The organism is Variovorax sp. Soil_C_39 (assembly GCF_057656815.1).
In genome coordinates this window covers 425,226-438,840 of sequence record NZ_JBDGJQ010000003.1, presented here as the reverse complement: position 1 = coordinate 438,840, position 13,615 = coordinate 425,226, and the positions used below count along the sequence as shown (strand labels likewise).

At 68.7% G+C, this 13,615-nt stretch carries 13 protein-coding genes; 6 read left to right on the top strand and 7 right to left on the bottom strand.

The window, feature by feature from the left end; all coding sequences use genetic code 11:
- Positions 1-6 precede the first annotated feature (6 nt).
- Positions 7-1,002, bottom strand: a complete 996-nt coding sequence (locus AC3A6J_RS10065; RefSeq protein WP_487859787.1) for an ABC transporter substrate-binding protein — start codon at positions 1,000-1,002, stop codon at positions 7-9.
- A gap of 111 nt (positions 1,003-1,113) precedes the next feature.
- Between AC3A6J_RS10065 and AC3A6J_RS10060 the strand changes: the two genes are divergently transcribed.
- The 6 genes from AC3A6J_RS10060 to AC3A6J_RS10035 all read left to right on the top strand — a co-directional run bounded on the left by AC3A6J_RS10060 (position 1,114) and on the right by AC3A6J_RS10035 (position 6,456).
- Positions 1,114-1,794: a TetR family transcriptional regulator gene (locus AC3A6J_RS10060; protein WP_487859786.1), complete on the top strand. Its 681-nt coding sequence runs from the start codon at positions 1,114-1,116 to the stop codon at positions 1,792-1,794.
- Between the two features lie 96 nt (positions 1,795-1,890).
- Positions 1,891-2,703 carry an ABC transporter permease gene (locus AC3A6J_RS10055; RefSeq protein ID WP_487859785.1) on the top strand — a complete coding sequence of 271 codons (813 nt, stop codon included), beginning with the start codon at positions 1,891-1,893 and terminating at the stop codon, positions 2,701-2,703.
- The gene (locus tag AC3A6J_RS10050; RefSeq protein WP_487859784.1) at positions 2,700-3,746 is read left to right on the top strand and encodes an NAD-dependent epimerase/dehydratase family protein; all 1,047 of its coding nucleotides are present in this window, start codon (positions 2,700-2,702) and stop codon (positions 3,744-3,746) included. The genes AC3A6J_RS10055 and AC3A6J_RS10050 overlap by 4 nt, the downstream gene beginning before the upstream one ends.
- 4 nt (positions 3,747-3,750) lie before the next feature.
- Complete coding sequence (locus AC3A6J_RS10045) at positions 3,751-4,590, top strand: GNAT family N-acetyltransferase (protein WP_487859783.1); 840 nt, start codon at positions 3,751-3,753, stop codon at positions 4,588-4,590.
- Between the two features lie 10 nt (positions 4,591-4,600).
- On the top strand, positions 4,601-5,668 hold the full coding sequence (locus AC3A6J_RS10040; RefSeq protein ID WP_487859782.1) for a dihydrodipicolinate synthase family protein: 1,068 nt from the start codon (positions 4,601-4,603) through the stop codon (positions 5,666-5,668).
- Positions 5,665-6,456: an ABC transporter ATP-binding protein gene (locus AC3A6J_RS10035; protein WP_487859781.1), complete on the top strand. Its 792-nt coding sequence runs from the start codon at positions 5,665-5,667 to the stop codon at positions 6,454-6,456. The genes AC3A6J_RS10040 and AC3A6J_RS10035 overlap by 4 nt, the downstream gene beginning before the upstream one ends.
- A gap of 18 nt (positions 6,457-6,474) precedes the next feature.
- On the opposite strand, the gene AC3A6J_RS10030 is transcribed toward AC3A6J_RS10035, so the two are convergent.
- The 6 genes from AC3A6J_RS10030 to AC3A6J_RS10005 all read right to left on the bottom strand — a co-directional run bounded on the left by AC3A6J_RS10030 (position 6,475) and on the right by AC3A6J_RS10005 (position 13,613).
- Complete coding sequence (locus tag AC3A6J_RS10030; protein WP_487859780.1) at positions 6,475-7,497, bottom strand: XdhC family protein; 1,023 nt, start codon at positions 7,495-7,497, stop codon at positions 6,475-6,477.
- A gap of 10 nt (positions 7,498-7,507) precedes the next feature.
- Positions 7,508-8,095, bottom strand: coding sequence for an SRPBCC family protein (locus AC3A6J_RS10025; protein WP_487859779.1), 588 nt, complete (start codon positions 8,093-8,095; stop codon positions 7,508-7,510).
- A gap of 34 nt (positions 8,096-8,129) precedes the next feature.
- Entirely contained in the window at positions 8,130-9,341 is a 1,212-nt protein-coding gene (locus tag AC3A6J_RS10020) for a vWA domain-containing protein (protein WP_487860050.1), read from the bottom strand.
- Positions 9,342-9,366: 25 nt separating this feature from the next.
- On the bottom strand, positions 9,367-10,269 hold the full coding sequence (locus tag AC3A6J_RS10015) for an AAA family ATPase (protein WP_487859778.1): 903 nt from the start codon (positions 10,267-10,269) through the stop codon (positions 9,367-9,369).
- 64 nt (positions 10,270-10,333) lie between these two features.
- The gene (locus AC3A6J_RS10010; RefSeq protein ID WP_487859777.1) at positions 10,334-11,125 is read right to left on the bottom strand and encodes an FAD binding domain-containing protein; all 792 of its coding nucleotides are present in this window, start codon (positions 11,123-11,125) and stop codon (positions 10,334-10,336) included.
- Positions 11,126-11,174: 49 nt separating this feature from the next.
- The gene (locus AC3A6J_RS10005; protein WP_487859776.1) at positions 11,175-13,613 is read right to left on the bottom strand and encodes a xanthine dehydrogenase family protein molybdopterin-binding subunit; all 2,439 of its coding nucleotides are present in this window, start codon (positions 13,611-13,613) and stop codon (positions 11,175-11,177) included.
- Positions 13,614-13,615: the final 2 nt, after the last annotated feature.

Genomic DNA, 13,615 nt, shown 5'->3' with positions numbered 1-13,615 from the left:
TCGGCCTCAGTTGGGCGCCATGCGCACGCCCTTGTCGAGGAACTCGTTGGTGAAGAGTGTCGCCGGGTCGTAGGGCTTGTCGATGCCGATCAGCGAAGACACCAGTTCGTAGTCGGCCTTCACGCGCTGGCCGTCGAAGGCGCCGAGCGCCACCTTGGTGGTGGTGTCGTCGCGCATCAGCTGCTTGATGCGGCTCCACTGGTCGCGCTGGTTGTCGGGCGTGAGGCCGCTCACGCTGGCCGTCAGCGCCTGCAGACAGGGATCGAAGCTCTTCACGCAGGCGTCGTAGGCGCGCTGCGTCACCGCCACGAACTTTTTCACCTGCGCCGCGTTCTTCGCCAGATACGCGCCGTTCACGATCAGCGAGTTGCCATACACGTTCACGCCCGCGTCGCGCCAGGGCTGGAAGCCGAGGTCGCTGCCGAACTCGCGCACCTTCAGGTCGTGCTCGTTGTAGAAGTCGCTGATGATGTCGACCGACTTGCTCTTGAGCGCCGCAACCTTGGCTTGCGGGCTCACGTTGACGAAGCCCACGCTCGCCGGATCGAGCCCCACCTTCTTGGCGAACGCGGGCCACATGAGGCGCGCCGCATCGCCAGGAGGGTTGCCGATCTTGCGGCCCGCGAAGTCCTTGGGTCCGGTGATGCCCGAAGACTTGAGCCAGTAGAAGCCTTGCGGACTGTTCGCGTAGATCACCATCACCGCCTTCACGTCGGCACCCTTGCCCTTCGCCTGGATGGCGGTGGGCAGGTCGGCGATGCCGAGCTCGGCGCCGCCCGTGCCCACGCGCTGCGCCGAAACCGCCGAACCCTTGCCGGCCTCGATGCTCAGGTCGATGCCGGCCTCGGTGTACCAGCCCTTCGACTTCGCGAAATAGATCGGCGCATGGTCGGCCGTCGGCGTCCAGTTGAGCATCAGGCTCATGGAATCGGCCGCGAAGGCGGCGGGGATCGAGGCCATCAGCAGCGCGGTGGCGCCGAGTGCCGGCAGCAGCTTTTTCATGCGGGTCGCTCCAAAAGAGGGTAAAAACAGATTCTGCAATTCATCGTACCAACTGTTTGGTTGACAGGCAATCCAGACACGCCCACCCATGGGGCCAGAATTCATCCCACCATGCCCGCAGCAACCTCCTCCCTCTCCCGCCGCCCTGCATCCGCACCTGCACCTGCACCCGCGCGCCGCGAGCGCGACCCGGCCGCCGCCAAGCAAGCGCTGATCGCGGCCGCCGTGGCCGAGTTCGCCGGCAAGGGCTTCGCCGGCGCGCGTGTCGACGAGATCGCCGCGACCGCGGGCGTCAACAAGCAGCTCGTCTACCACTACTTCGACAACAAGCAGGGCCTGTACCTGGTCGCGCTCGAATCGGTCTACGCCGAGATCCGCGAAAAGGAAAAGAAACTCACGCTCGATGCGCTCGAACCGATGGAGGCCATGGCCAAGCTGGTGGCGTTCTCCTTCGACTACCTCGCCGAGCACCCCGAATTCATCGCGCTGCTGGCGGACGAGAACCGCAACCAGGGCGCCCACCTGCGCGCTTCCGAGCGGCTGCAGAAGATGCATTCGCCGTTCATCGACATGCTCGAGGCCACGCTCAAGCGCGGCGTGGCAGCGGGGGTGTTCCGGGCCGACTTCGACGCGATCAACCTCTACATCTCGATCGCGGGCATCTCGTACTTCTTCTTCTCCAACAACCACACGCTGTCGGCGATCTTCGGCAAGGCGCTCGACGCGCGCGGCGCATTGCGCAAGCGCCGCAAGCACGTGGTCGAGTTCGCACTCAACGCGTTGAGGCCCTGAGGGTTTCCTCGCCCGCTTTTTATCAACCGGTTGGTTGACTCGGTCCGGTGCGGGTCCTATGATCCGCCGCATTGCTTGCCCAGACCAGGAATCGAGATGACGGCACCCGAGGGCGCACTCGCGCCAACCGCCCCCGCGCCCTTCGCGGGCGAGCGCCCCGACTGGCAGCGCTGGGCCATCGTGGTCGCGGTGCACGTCGCGGCCGTCGTGCTGTGGGAAATCGTCGTGCGGGTGTTCGAGGTCCAGTCCTTTGTCTTGCCCGCGCCGTCCAAGGTGCTGGCCACGCTGGGCAACCCCAACTACAGCTGGCTCATGAACACCGGCGTCACCGCGCTCGAGGTGTTCGGTGGCTATGCGCTCGGGCTGGTGCTCGGCATTCTTTCGGCGCTGCTCTTCATTACCAGCCGCCGGCTCATGCTGCTGGTGTTTCCGCTCCTGGTCACGCTCAACATGATTCCCAAGGTGGCGATGGGCCCGCTCGTGATCGTGTGGTTCAGCTACGGCATCGGGCCCAACATCCTGATCACCTTCAGCCTGTGCTTCTTTCCAATCCTGCTGACCACCATTCGCGGCCTCAACGAGGCCGAGCCCGAGATGCTCGACCTGGTGCGTGCGCTCAAGGGTTCGCGCTGGCAGTTGTTTCGCTACATCCAGCTGCCGGGCTCGCTGCCCTACGTGTTCTCGGGCATGAAGGTTGCCACCATCCTCGCGGTGGCCGGCGCAGTGGTCGGCGAGTTCATTGCCTCCGAACGCGGGCTGGGCTACCTGATGATCCAGGTCCAGGCCTCGCTCGACACGCCCGCGGTCTTCATGGCCGTGCTGCTCATCACGGGCCTGGGCGTTCTGCTCTACCTGCTGGTGCTCCTGCTCGAGCGCCTCTTCATCACCCAGGACGCAAGAATCCAATGACCGCACCTGTGCTCGACGAGCTTCCCTTTCCCGATCGCTTCGAGACCGAAGCTGCACTCGAAGACTACCTGGCCACGCCCTCGCACGACCTCGTGCGCGACATGGCGCGCATCGACGGCGACCTGATGATCCTCGGCGTGGGCGGCAAGATGGGCCCGACGCTCGCGCGCCTCGCAAAGAACGCGATGCCGGGCCGCCGCGTGATCGCCGTGGCGCGCTTCAGCGAAGCCGGCGTACGCGAATCGCTCGAAGCACACGGCATCGAGACCATCGCCTGCGACCTGCTCGACCGCGCCGCGATCGCCGCGCTGCCGCCGTGCGCCAACGTGGTCTTCATGGCCGGGCGCAAATTCGGCGCCGATGCGAACAACCCGCTCACCTGGGCCATGAACGCGCATGTGCCGGCGCTGGTGGCGGAGCACTTTCGCGCGTCGCGCATCGTGGCCTTCTCGACCGCTTGCGTGTACCCGTTCGTGCCGGTGATCGGCCAGGGCGCGAGCGAAGGCGATGCGCCCAATCCGCCCGGCGAATACGCCAACTCGTGCGTGGGCCGCGAACGCATGTTCGAGTATTTCTCTCAGCAGCACGGCACGCCCGGGCGGCTGTTTCGCCTGAGCTATGCAATCGACCTGCGCTACGGCGTGCTGGCCGACGTGGCGCTCAAGGTCTGGCGCGGCGAGCCGGTCGACGTGACGATGGGCCACGTCAACGTGATCTGGCAGGGTGATGCGAACGCGCAGGCGCTGCGCTGCCTGTCGGTGGCCACGGTGCCGACCTCGCCGCTCAACGTGAGCGGCCCCGAGACGACCTCGATCCGCTGGCTCGCCGAAGAATTTTCGCGTCATTTCGGCAAGCCCGCGACGATCACCGGCCAGGAGGCCCCCACCGCATGGCTCATGAACACCGGCGAGGCGGAGCGCCTGTTCGGCTATCCGCGCGTGCCGCTCGCCCAGCAGATTCGCTGGGTGGCCGACTGGATCTCGCGCGAGCAGCGCCAGTACGGCAAGCCGACGAAATTCGAATCGCGCGACGGAAAGTACTGAAGCCGTGGCCACGCCCGCCGTCGAAACGCTCGCGTCGATCACGCCCGGCACGCAGCCGATGCTCGACGCGCTGGTCGCCGCCAGCGGCTGGAACCAGACCGGCTGCGACTGGCGGCTGTTCGAGCGGCTCGGCACGCTGCACGTCGTGCGCGATGCGCACGGCACGATCGTCGCGAGCGGTGCCGTGCTGCCAATGGAAGGCGCAGCCTGGATCAGCATGATCCTCGTGCAGCCGGAGATGCGCGGCCAGGGCCTGGGCCGCGCGGTGTTCGCGCGCTGTCTGCAGCAGGTGCAAGCGGCGGGCCTGGTCGCCATGCTCGACGCCACGCCGCAGGGCGAGCCGCTCTATGCGAGCTTCGGTTTCACCCCGTTGTGGCGGCTGGCGCGCTGGCAGCGCGAGGCCACCGCAGGCCCCACCGATGCGCTCGCGGCCGGCAAGCCGCCCATCGACAGCCTCGCCGCACTCGACGCCGAGGCGCTCGGCATGGCGCGCCCGGCCGTGCTCGCCGACCTGCTCGCGCGCGAGGACAGCCGCTGCGTGCGCAACGGCCTCGGCTTCGGGCTGGTGCGCGCAGGCCGCATCGCCCATCACATCGGTCCGCTGCTGTCGGCCGACGAGCACACGGCCGCGGCGCTGCTGCAGGACGCCGCACGCGGCTTGGGCGGCCGCATCTTCATCGACGTGCCCGAAAACCGCCCCGCCATGGCCGCGGCGCTGCGCGAAGCCGGCTTCACGCCGCAGCGCAGCTTTGCGCGCATGGCGCTCGCCACGCGCCCCGGCACGGCACCGCCGCTCGGCCAGCCTGCCTTCATCCACGCCATTGCCGGCCCCGAGTTCGGCTGAGGACATCCAGATGCCATTGAATCGATCCGACCTGCCCGCCGACGTGCTCGCGCTGCTCTCGCAAGGCACGGTGATTCCCGCGCACCCGCTCGCACTCGACGCGTCGCGCCGCCTCGATCGCCAGCGTCAACGTGCGCTCACGCGCTACTACGTCGATGTCGGCGCCGGCGGGCTGGCGGTGGGCGTGCACACCACGCAGTTCGCGATCCGCGAGCGCGGCCTCTACGCCACGGTACTCGAAGCCGCGATGCACGACCGCCTTGCCTGGAGCGGCCGCCCGATGGCGATGATCGCCGGCCTCTGCGGCCCGACCTCGCAGGCGCAGGCCGAGGCGCGCACGGCCGTCTCGCTCGGCTACCACGCGGGACTGCTGAGCCTCGCCGCGCTCGCGGGCTCGCCCGAAGACGAACTCATCGCCCACTGCGAAGCCATCGCCGAAGAGATTCCGCTCGTCGGCTTCTACCTGCAGACGGTCGTCGGCGGCCCGGTGTTGTCGAGCGACTTCTGGCGCCGCTTCGCATCGATACCGAATGCGCTCGCGATCAAGGTCGCGCCGTTCAACCGCTACCGCACGCTCGACGTGGTGCGTGGGCTGGTCGATGCGCGCGCCGAGGAGCGCGTGTTTCTCTACACGGGCAACGACGACCACATCGTGCTCGACCTTGCGCTGCCGTTCGCCGCCATGCGCGACGGCGCGCCGGTCGAGGTGCGCTTTCGCGGCGGACTGCTCGGCCACTGGTCGGTCTGGACGTCGAGCGCAGTGAAGCAGCTGCAGGCGATCAAGGCCGAACTCGCCGCGGGCGGCGGCACGCTGAGCCCGTCGCTGCTCGCGCTCGATGCGCGCGTGACCGACTGCAATGCCGCCTTCTTCGACGTGGCGAACAACTTCCACGGCTGCATCGCCGGCTGCCACGAGGTGCTGCGGCGCCAGGGGCTGCTCGAAGGCATCTGGTGCCTCGATCCCGAAGAGGGGCTCGGCCGCGGGCAGGCGGACGAGATCGACCGCGTCTACCGCCAGCACGGCGACCTGGCCGACGATGCGTTCGTGCAGGCGAACCTTGCGCGGTGGCTGGCATGAGCGCCGTTCTGCAATCGCGCGACGAAACGCCGCTGATCCGCATGCGGCAGTTGCGCAAGGTCTACCGCAAGCGCAACGAAGAATTCCTCGCCGTCTCCGACGTCACGATGGACGTGCACGCCGGCGATCTCGTCTCGCTGGTCGGTCCTTCGGGCTGTGGCAAGTCGACGCTGCTCAAGATCCTCTCGGGACTGCACGGCCACGACGGCGGCACGCTCGAGATCGGCGGGCCCGGCGGTGCCGGCTTCCAGCCAGGGCGCGATGTCGGCATGGTGTTCCAGCAACCGCTGCTGCTCAAGTGGCGCACCATCCTCGACAACGTGATGCTGCCCGCCGACATCCTCGGGCTGGAGCGCCGCGCTGCCCGCCAGCGCGCGCACGAGCTGCTCGAGATGGTCGGCCTCGCGGGCTTCGCCGACAAGCTGCCCTACGAACTCTCGGGCGGCATGCAGCAGCGCGCGGCCATTGCGCGCGCGCTGATCCACGATCCGAAGCTGGTGCTGATGGACGAGCCCTTCGGCGCCCTCGATGCGCTCACGCGCGAGAAGATGAACCTCGAGATGCTGCGCATCTGGGAACAGAGCCGCAAGACCTTCGTCGTGGTCACGCACAGCATCCAGGAAGCGGTGTTCCTGGGCTCGCACTGCGCCGTGCTCACCGCCGGGCCCGCGCGCATGGCCGACTTCTTCCCCATCGAGCTGCCCGAACCGCGCAAGCTGCATGTGAAGACCAGCCCGGCCTTCGGCGCGTACGTGCGCCGCATCTACGACCTGCTGGGCGTGGAATAGCGCGCGCCCCCGCGCGTGTCAGCCCGCCACCGCCTGCTGCAGGCCCTTGGCGCGCGCCACTTCCATTTCGCGCGGCAGCGTCACCGCGTTCTTCACAGCGAGGATCTCGGCCATCACGCTGACCGCGATCTCGGGCGGCGTCTTGCTGCCGATGTAGATGCCGATCGGCCCGCGCAGCCGCGCGAGCGAGGCGTCCGTCTGGTCGAAGTGCTCGATCATGCGGCTGCGCCGTGCCTCGGCATTGCGGCGCGAGCCGATGGCGCCCACGTAGAAGGCCTCGCTCTGCAGGGCCTCGAGCAGCGCGAGGTCGTCGAGCTTGGGATCGTGCGTGAGCGCGACCACGCAGCTGCGCCGGTCCGGCCTGAAGGCCAGCACCGCATCGTCGGGCATCTCGGTGGTGATCTCCACGCCGGCCAGCGACCATGCGGTGCGGTACTCGGCGCGCGGGTCGCACAGCGTCACGGCGAAGCCGCTGAACTTGGCCATGGTGGCAAGGTATTCGGCCAGTTGCCCGGCGCCGATCAGCAGCATGCGGTACTCGGGACCGAAGGTGTTGGTGAGCTCGGTCTCGTCCACCTTGAGTTCGTCGGGCGCGCTGGCCTCGGCCAGCTGCACGGCGCCGCTCGCGAGCGCGACCGTGCGCCGCATGAGCCGGCCCTGCTCGAGCGCGGCGACGAGCGCCGCGAGCGAGGCGGCATCGGGGTCGTGTTCGAGCAGCAGCTCCAGCGTGCCGCCGCAAGGCAGCCCGAAGCGATGCGCCTCGTCGGCCGTGATGCCGTACTTGACGAGCGCGGGCGGCGTGCCCGGCGGCACGCGCTCGCCGCTGCCGTGCGCGTGGCTGTAGCGTGCGATCAGGTCGTCCTCGATGCAGCCGCCCGAGACCGAGCCCACCACCGCGCCGTCGTCCGCCAGCGCCATGATGGAACCGACCGGCCGTGGCGACGAGCCCCAGGTGCGCACCACCGTGGTCAGCAGCGCACGCTTTCCGGCCTGCCGCCAGTCGCGCAGCGTGCGCAGCACCATGACGTCGAGATTCTCCATCCCTTCGCCCCTAGCTCGCCGCGTCAGGCGTGTCGCTGCCGTCCTTCTTGCCCAGGCCGATCTTCTTCATCAAGCCCGACACCATGCCGGCCTTTTCGGCCGGCGCTTCGGCGGCACCTTCCGCGGGCGGCGCACCGTAGCGGCTTTGCATCTCGGCATCGAAGCGCTTGAAGAAGTCGTCGGCGGTGGACTTGGCGGCGCCGTCGATCAGCCGCTGGCCAAGCTGCGCGATCTTGCCGCCGACCTGTGCCTGCACCGTGTAGTCGAGCTCGCAGGCCGCATCGCCGGCGGCGCCGCCATCGACCGGCCGGAGCGTCACGCTCGACGATCCCTTGGCAAAACCCGCTACGCCGCCCTGCCCTTCGAACGCGAGCTTGTAGCCGTCGGGGGCGACGATGTCGGTGAGCATGACCTTGCCGCTGAACTTGGCCGACACGGGGCCGATCTTGAGCGCCAGCGCCACGCTGTACTGGTTGTCGCCGGTGGCTTCGAACTTGTCGCAGCCCGGAATGCACTTCTTGAGCGTCTCGGGGTCGTTGAGCGCTTCCCAGGCCTGTTGTTGCGTCACGCCGAGGCGGCGGTTGCCGAGCATTTCCATGGTGGTTTCCTTTGGGGTTCTTCGCTTCTTACGGTCAGCGGCCGGAGCGCATCAGGGCCGCGAGGCTGGCGGCCAGCTGTTCGAGGGCATTCAGATTGTGGACCGCCCACATCGCATCCGCATGGCGGTGCAGCACGGCGGCCCCACGCGCCAAGGGGGCGTAGCCCTCGAAGCGCAGCAGCGGGTTGAGCCACAGCAGCCGGCGCGAATGGCGCTTGAGCCAGAGCAGCTCGTGGTCGAGCACGGCCGGTTCGCCGGTGTCGAGCCCGTCGCTGATCACCAGCACCAGCGTGCGCAGCCCCGTCAGCCGGCGCGCATGCGTTCGCCGGAGTTCGGCCAGCGAACTGCCGAGCCGGGTGCCGCCCGCGAAGTCGTCGATTGCCAGGCTCGCGGCCGAGAGCATCGCGTCGGTGTCGGCCAGGCGGAACGCCGGCGTGAGATCGGTGAGTCCGGTGCCGAAGGCGAACACGTCGCGCCGCCCGGCGCGCCGCGTGGCGGCATGCAGGAAGGCCAGCAGCAGCCGCGCGTAGCGCTCCATCGAGCCCGACACATCGACCAGCACCAAAAGCGGCAGCGGCTCTTCGCGCCGCGTGAGCCGCGGCAGGCGCAGGATCTCGCCGCCGGTGCGCGCGGCCTCTTGCAGCACGCCGGGCCAGTGCATGCGCGCATGCGCTCCCGCCTGGCCGGTCGCGCGCAGCCGGCGCGAAGGCAGCAGGGGCACGGGCAGCGTGACCTCGCGCGCGAGCCGCTCGACCAGCCGGTATTCCGAGGCGCCGAGCGCATTGAAGTCGGCGTGCTGCAGCCGATGCCGGTCGCTGGCCGTCATGGCGGCGTCGAACTCGATCTCCTTGTCCGGCGGGGCCGCCGCAGCCGGCTTCACCGCATCGCGCGGCGGGCTCAGGGCTTCGCGCACGCGCGGGCGCCGCTTCGACGGCTCGGCCTTGCCTTCGGCGCTCGGCAGCATCTGCGCCAGCAGCTTGTTGGCCAGCTCGGGATCGCGGAACCAGGCATCGAACAGCTCGCGGAACACCATGCGGTCCTGCTCGCGGCTCACCATGACGGCCTCCATGGCGGCGCCAAGATCACGCCGGCTCTCCACGCCGGCCAGCGTCGCGGCTTCGGCGGCCAGCGCGATGCGCATCGCATCGGTGCGCACGCCTGCGCGGCGCAGCGCGCGGCCGAAGGCCGTGATGTTGCCGGCCAGCTTGCCGGTGCGGGCGTCGCCTAGCTGCTGCATCGGGCGAATCGGGCGGACATCACGGCGCCCGGGTTCATGCGCCGGCCTCCTCCTCCGGCCGCAGCGCATCGGCGGCCAGTTCGTGCGTGAGCGCGGCCACGTCGTCGCGCTGCTTGAACAGGATGCCGGCAGTGTCGACCACCACCTCGGGGTCGAGCTCGACCGTGTCGAGCGCGATCAGGGCGCGTGCCCATTCGACGCTCTCGGCAATGCCCGGCGCGCGCTGGAACGCGTTGACGAAAGGCGCATCGCGCAGCCGCGCGACGAACGCGGCCACCTGGGCCGAGAGCTTCTCGCCGGCCTCGGGCACCTGGGCCCGAACGATCGCCAGCTCGCGCTCGCGCTCGGGGTAGTCGAGCCAGTGGTAGAGGCAGCGCCGCTTGACCGCGTCGTTGAGCTCGCGCGTGCGGTTACTCGTGAGGATGGTGACCGGCGGCACCACGGCGCGCACGGTACCGAGCTCGGGAATGCTGACCTGGTACTCGCCCAGGTATTCGAGCAGGAAAGCCTCGAAGGGCTCGTCGGCGCGGTCCACTTCGTCGATCAGCAGCACTGCGCCGGGCATCGGGGTCTGCAGTGCCTGCAGCAGCGGGCGGCGGATCAGGTAGTGCGGCTGGTAGACCTCGGACTCCACATCCCGGGCAGCGCCCGCAGCTTCGGCCGCGCGCATATGTAGCAGTTGCGCGGCGTAGTTCCATTCGTAGAGCGCCTCGCGTTGTTCCAGGCCGTCGTAGCACTGTAGCCGCAGCAGCTCGCGGCCCAGCGCCTTCGACAAGGCCTTGGCAAGCTCGGTCTTGCCGACGCCGGGCTCGCCCTCGAGCAGCAGCGGACGCTGCAGCTTGAGCGCGAGGAACACCGCGGTGGCCAGGCGCCGGTCGGCGAAGTAGCCGGCCTGCACCAGGCTGTCGGAAAGGGCGTCGATGGAGGCGAAGGTCATGGCAAAGGGTAGCGCAGGCTGCCGGAGGCAGGGGTCTCGAACAGGCAGCCGAAGGTCTCGTCCGTCAGCCCAGCGCCCGCGCCACCGCCCTCTGGGTCAGCACGCTGATCAGGTTCGCGCGGTAGGCCGCCGACGCGTGCAGGTCGCTGTTGAGTTCGCTCGCGTCGATCTTCACCGCGGCCGCCGCCGCGGGCGTGAAGCTCTGGTTCAGCGCATCCTCGAGCCCCGCGTAGCGGAACACACCGTTGCCGGCACCGGTGACGGCCACGCGCACGCCGCCGTCGTACTGCGCGAGGAACACGCCGACGAGCGGAAAGTGCGAGGCCTTCTGGCGCAGCTTTTCGTATACCGCGCGCTTCGGGACCGGGAAGCGGATGGCGGTGATCAGCTCGTCCTCCTCGAGCGCCGTGGTGAAGAGCCCGAGGAAGAAATCGTCGGCGGCAATCTCGCGCTTCGACGTGACGACGGTCGCACCGGAGCCGAGCACCGCGCTCGGGTAGCAGGCGGCCGGGTCGTTGTTGGCCACCGAGCCGCCGATGGTGCCCATGGCGCGCACCTGCCGGTCGCCGATGCGCGCGGCCAGGTCGGCCAGCGCCGGGTAGGCGGCCTTGACGTCGGCATGGTTCGCCACCTCGATGTGGCGCGACATCGCACCGATGGTGATCGTGTCGCCGTCCTTGCGGATGCCGGTGAGTTCGCGGACGCCGCCGAGGTCGACGAGCTGCTCGGGCGCGGAGAACCGCAGCTTCATGGAGGCCAGCAGGGTCTGCCCGCCTGCGAGCGGCTTGGCGCCGGCCGCGGCGAGCCGGACCGCATCGGCCACGGTGGTCGGCTGTTCGAGTGTGAAGGCGTACATGGTGGGGTTCCTTCTTTTCGTGCTTCTTTTCTTGTCGTTCTTGCGGTGTTCAGGGCGCGGGGCGGCCCTGGGTGCTGGCGGCGAGCGAAGGCGCCTGCACGTCCTGCGGGTTGCCGCCCTTCTGCATCGCTTCCCAGACCCGGTTCGGCGAAGCGGGCATGTCGAAGTCCTTCACGCCGAGCGGCGCCAGCGCATCGAGCACGGCATTGATCACGGCCGGCGGCGAGCCGATCGCGCCGGCCTCGCCGCAGCCCTTGGTGCCGAGCGGATTGTGGGTGCAGGGCGTGCAGACGGTGTCGAGCTTGAACTGCGGGAAGTCGCCCGCGCGCGGCATCGCGTAGTCCATGAAGCTGCCGGTGAGCAATTGCCCCGTCTCGTTGTCGTAGACGCAGTTCTCGAGCAGCGCCTGGCCGATGCCCTGCACCAGCCCGCCATGCACCTGGCCCTCGACGATCATCGGGTTGATGATGGTGCCGAAGTCGTCCACCGCGGTGAAGCGGTCGACCTTCACTTCGCCGGTCTGCTTGTCGATCTCGACCTCGCAGATGTAGGTGCCGCCCGGAAAGGTGAAGTTGGTCGGGTCGTAGAAGGCGGTTTCGTTGAGGCCGGGCTCGAGCTTGTCGAGCGGATAGTTGTGCGGCACGTAGGCCGTGAGCGCGACCTGTCCGAACGGGATCTTCTTGTCGGTGCCCTTGACGGTGAACTCGCCATTGGCGAACTCGACGTCGGCGTCGCTCGCCTCCATCAGGTGCGCCGCGATCTTCTTGGCCTTGGTCTCGATCTTGTCGAGCGCCTTCATGATGGCCGCGCCGCCCACCGAAATGGAGCGCGAGCCGTAGGTACCCATGCCGAAGGGCACGCGACCGGTGTCGCCATGCACCACGTCGACGTTCTCGACCGAGATGCCGAGCCGCGCCGCAACGACCTGCGCGAACGTGGTCTCGTGGCCCTGCCCGTGGCTGTGCGAGCCGGTGAACACCGTCACGCTGCCGGTCGGGTGCACGCGGATCTCGCCGCATTCGAACAGGCCCGCGCGCGCGCCGAGCGCACCCGCGATGTTCGACGGCGCGAGGCCGCAGGCCTCGATGTAGCTCGAGTAGCCGATGCCGCGCAGCTTGCCCTGTGCCTCGCTCGCCGACTTGCGTTGTGCATAGCCTTCGACGTCGGCCAGCACGCGGGCCTTGTCCATGCAGGCATGGAAGTCGCCGGTGTCGTACTGCAGCGCCACGGGCGTCTGGTACGGGAAGCTGGAGACGAAGTTGCGCTTGCGGATCTCGTCCTGCCCGAGGTTCATTTCCCAGGCGCAGCGCGACACCAGGCGCTCGAGCAGGTAGGTGGCCTCGGGCCGCCCCGCGCCGCGGTAGGCGTCGACCGGCGCGGTGTTGGTGAACCAGGCATCGACCTCGACGTAGATCTGCGGCGTGGTGTACTGACCCGCGAGCAGCGTGGCGTACAGGATGGTCGGCACCGCGGTCGAGAAGGTCGACAGGTAGGCGCCGAGGTTGGCGTCGGTGTGCACGCGCATGGCGAGGAACTTGCCGTCCTTGTCCATCGCCATCTCGGCGTGACTCACATGGTCGCGGCCGTGCGCGTCGGACAGAAAGCACTCCGAGCGCTCGGCCGTCCACTTGATGTTGCGGTTGAGCTGCTTGGCGGCCCAGGTCAGGCACACGTCCTCGGCATAGAGAAATATCTTCGAGCCGAAGCCGCCGCCCACGTCGGGTGCGATCACGCGCACCTTGTGCTCGGGCAGGCCCAGCACGAAGGCCGTCATCAGCAGGCGCTCGACGTGCGGATTCTGGTTCGACACGTAGAGCGTGTAGTCGTCGGTGCCCCGGCTGTAGCTGCCGATCGCCACGCGCGGCTCGATCGGATTCGGAATCAGCCGGTTGTTGACCAGGTCGAGCTTCGTGACGTGCGCCGCATTGGCGAACACCGCATCGACCGCGGTCTTGTCGCCCAGCGCCCACTTGTAGCACTGGTTGTCGGGCGCCTCGTCGTGCAGCGTGACGCCGCCGGCCTTCTTGGCGGCATCGGCCACGCTCACGAGCGCGGGCAGCACGTCGTAGTCGACCACCACGGCCTCGGCGGCATTCTTGGCCTGCTCCACCGTCTCGGCCACCACCATGGCCACATGGTCGCCCACGTAGCGCACCTTGTGGATCGCGAGGATCGGGTGCATTGGCTCCTTCATCGGGGTGCCGTCGGGGTTGTTGATGAGCCAGCCGCAAGGCAGCCCGCCCATCTTGCCCTCGATGTCCTTGCCGCTGAAGATGCCGACCACGCCGGGCATCTTCAGCGCCTCGGCCGTGTCGACCGACTTGACGACCGCATGGGCGTGCGGCGAGCGCACGAAGACCGCGTGGCTCTGGTTGGCCAGCGTGATGTCGTCGGTGTAGTTGCCCGCGCCGGTCAGGAAGCGGTAGTCTTCCTTGCGCCGCAGCGCCTCGCCGATGTGGGGTAGGTTCGAGAAGTCGGAAGCACCCATGA

Coding starts and splice junctions, on each gene's coding strand:
- AC3A6J_RS10040 (WP_487859782.1), top strand. CDS start 4,601: ATGCCATTGAATCGATCCGACCTGCCCGCCGACGTGCTCGCGCTGCTC.
- AC3A6J_RS10035 (WP_487859781.1), top strand. CDS start 5,665: ATGAGCGCCGTTCTGCAATCGCGCGACGAAACGCCGCTGATCCGCATG.
- AC3A6J_RS10050 (WP_487859784.1), top strand. CDS start 2,700: ATGACCGCACCTGTGCTCGACGAGCTTCCCTTTCCCGATCGCTTCGAG.
- AC3A6J_RS10060 (WP_487859786.1), top strand. CDS start 1,114: ATGCCCGCAGCAACCTCCTCCCTCTCCCGCCGCCCTGCATCCGCACCT.
- AC3A6J_RS10025 (WP_487859779.1), bottom strand. CDS start 8,095: ATGGAAATGCTCGGCAACCGCCGCCTCGGCGTGACGCAACAACAGGCC.
- AC3A6J_RS10005 (WP_487859776.1), bottom strand. CDS start 13,613: ATGGGTGCTTCCGACTTCTCGAACCTACCCCACATCGGCGAGGCGCTG.
- AC3A6J_RS10010 (WP_487859777.1), bottom strand. CDS start 11,125: ATGTACGCCTTCACACTCGAACAGCCGACCACCGTGGCCGATGCGGTC.
- AC3A6J_RS10065 (WP_487859787.1), bottom strand. CDS start 1,002: ATGAAAAAGCTGCTGCCGGCACTCGGCGCCACCGCGCTGCTGATGGCC.
- AC3A6J_RS10015 (WP_487859778.1), bottom strand. CDS start 10,269: ATGACCTTCGCCTCCATCGACGCCCTTTCCGACAGCCTGGTGCAGGCC.
- AC3A6J_RS10030 (WP_487859780.1), bottom strand. CDS start 7,497: ATGGAGAATCTCGACGTCATGGTGCTGCGCACGCTGCGCGACTGGCGG.
- AC3A6J_RS10055 (WP_487859785.1), top strand. CDS start 1,891: ATGACGGCACCCGAGGGCGCACTCGCGCCAACCGCCCCCGCGCCCTTC.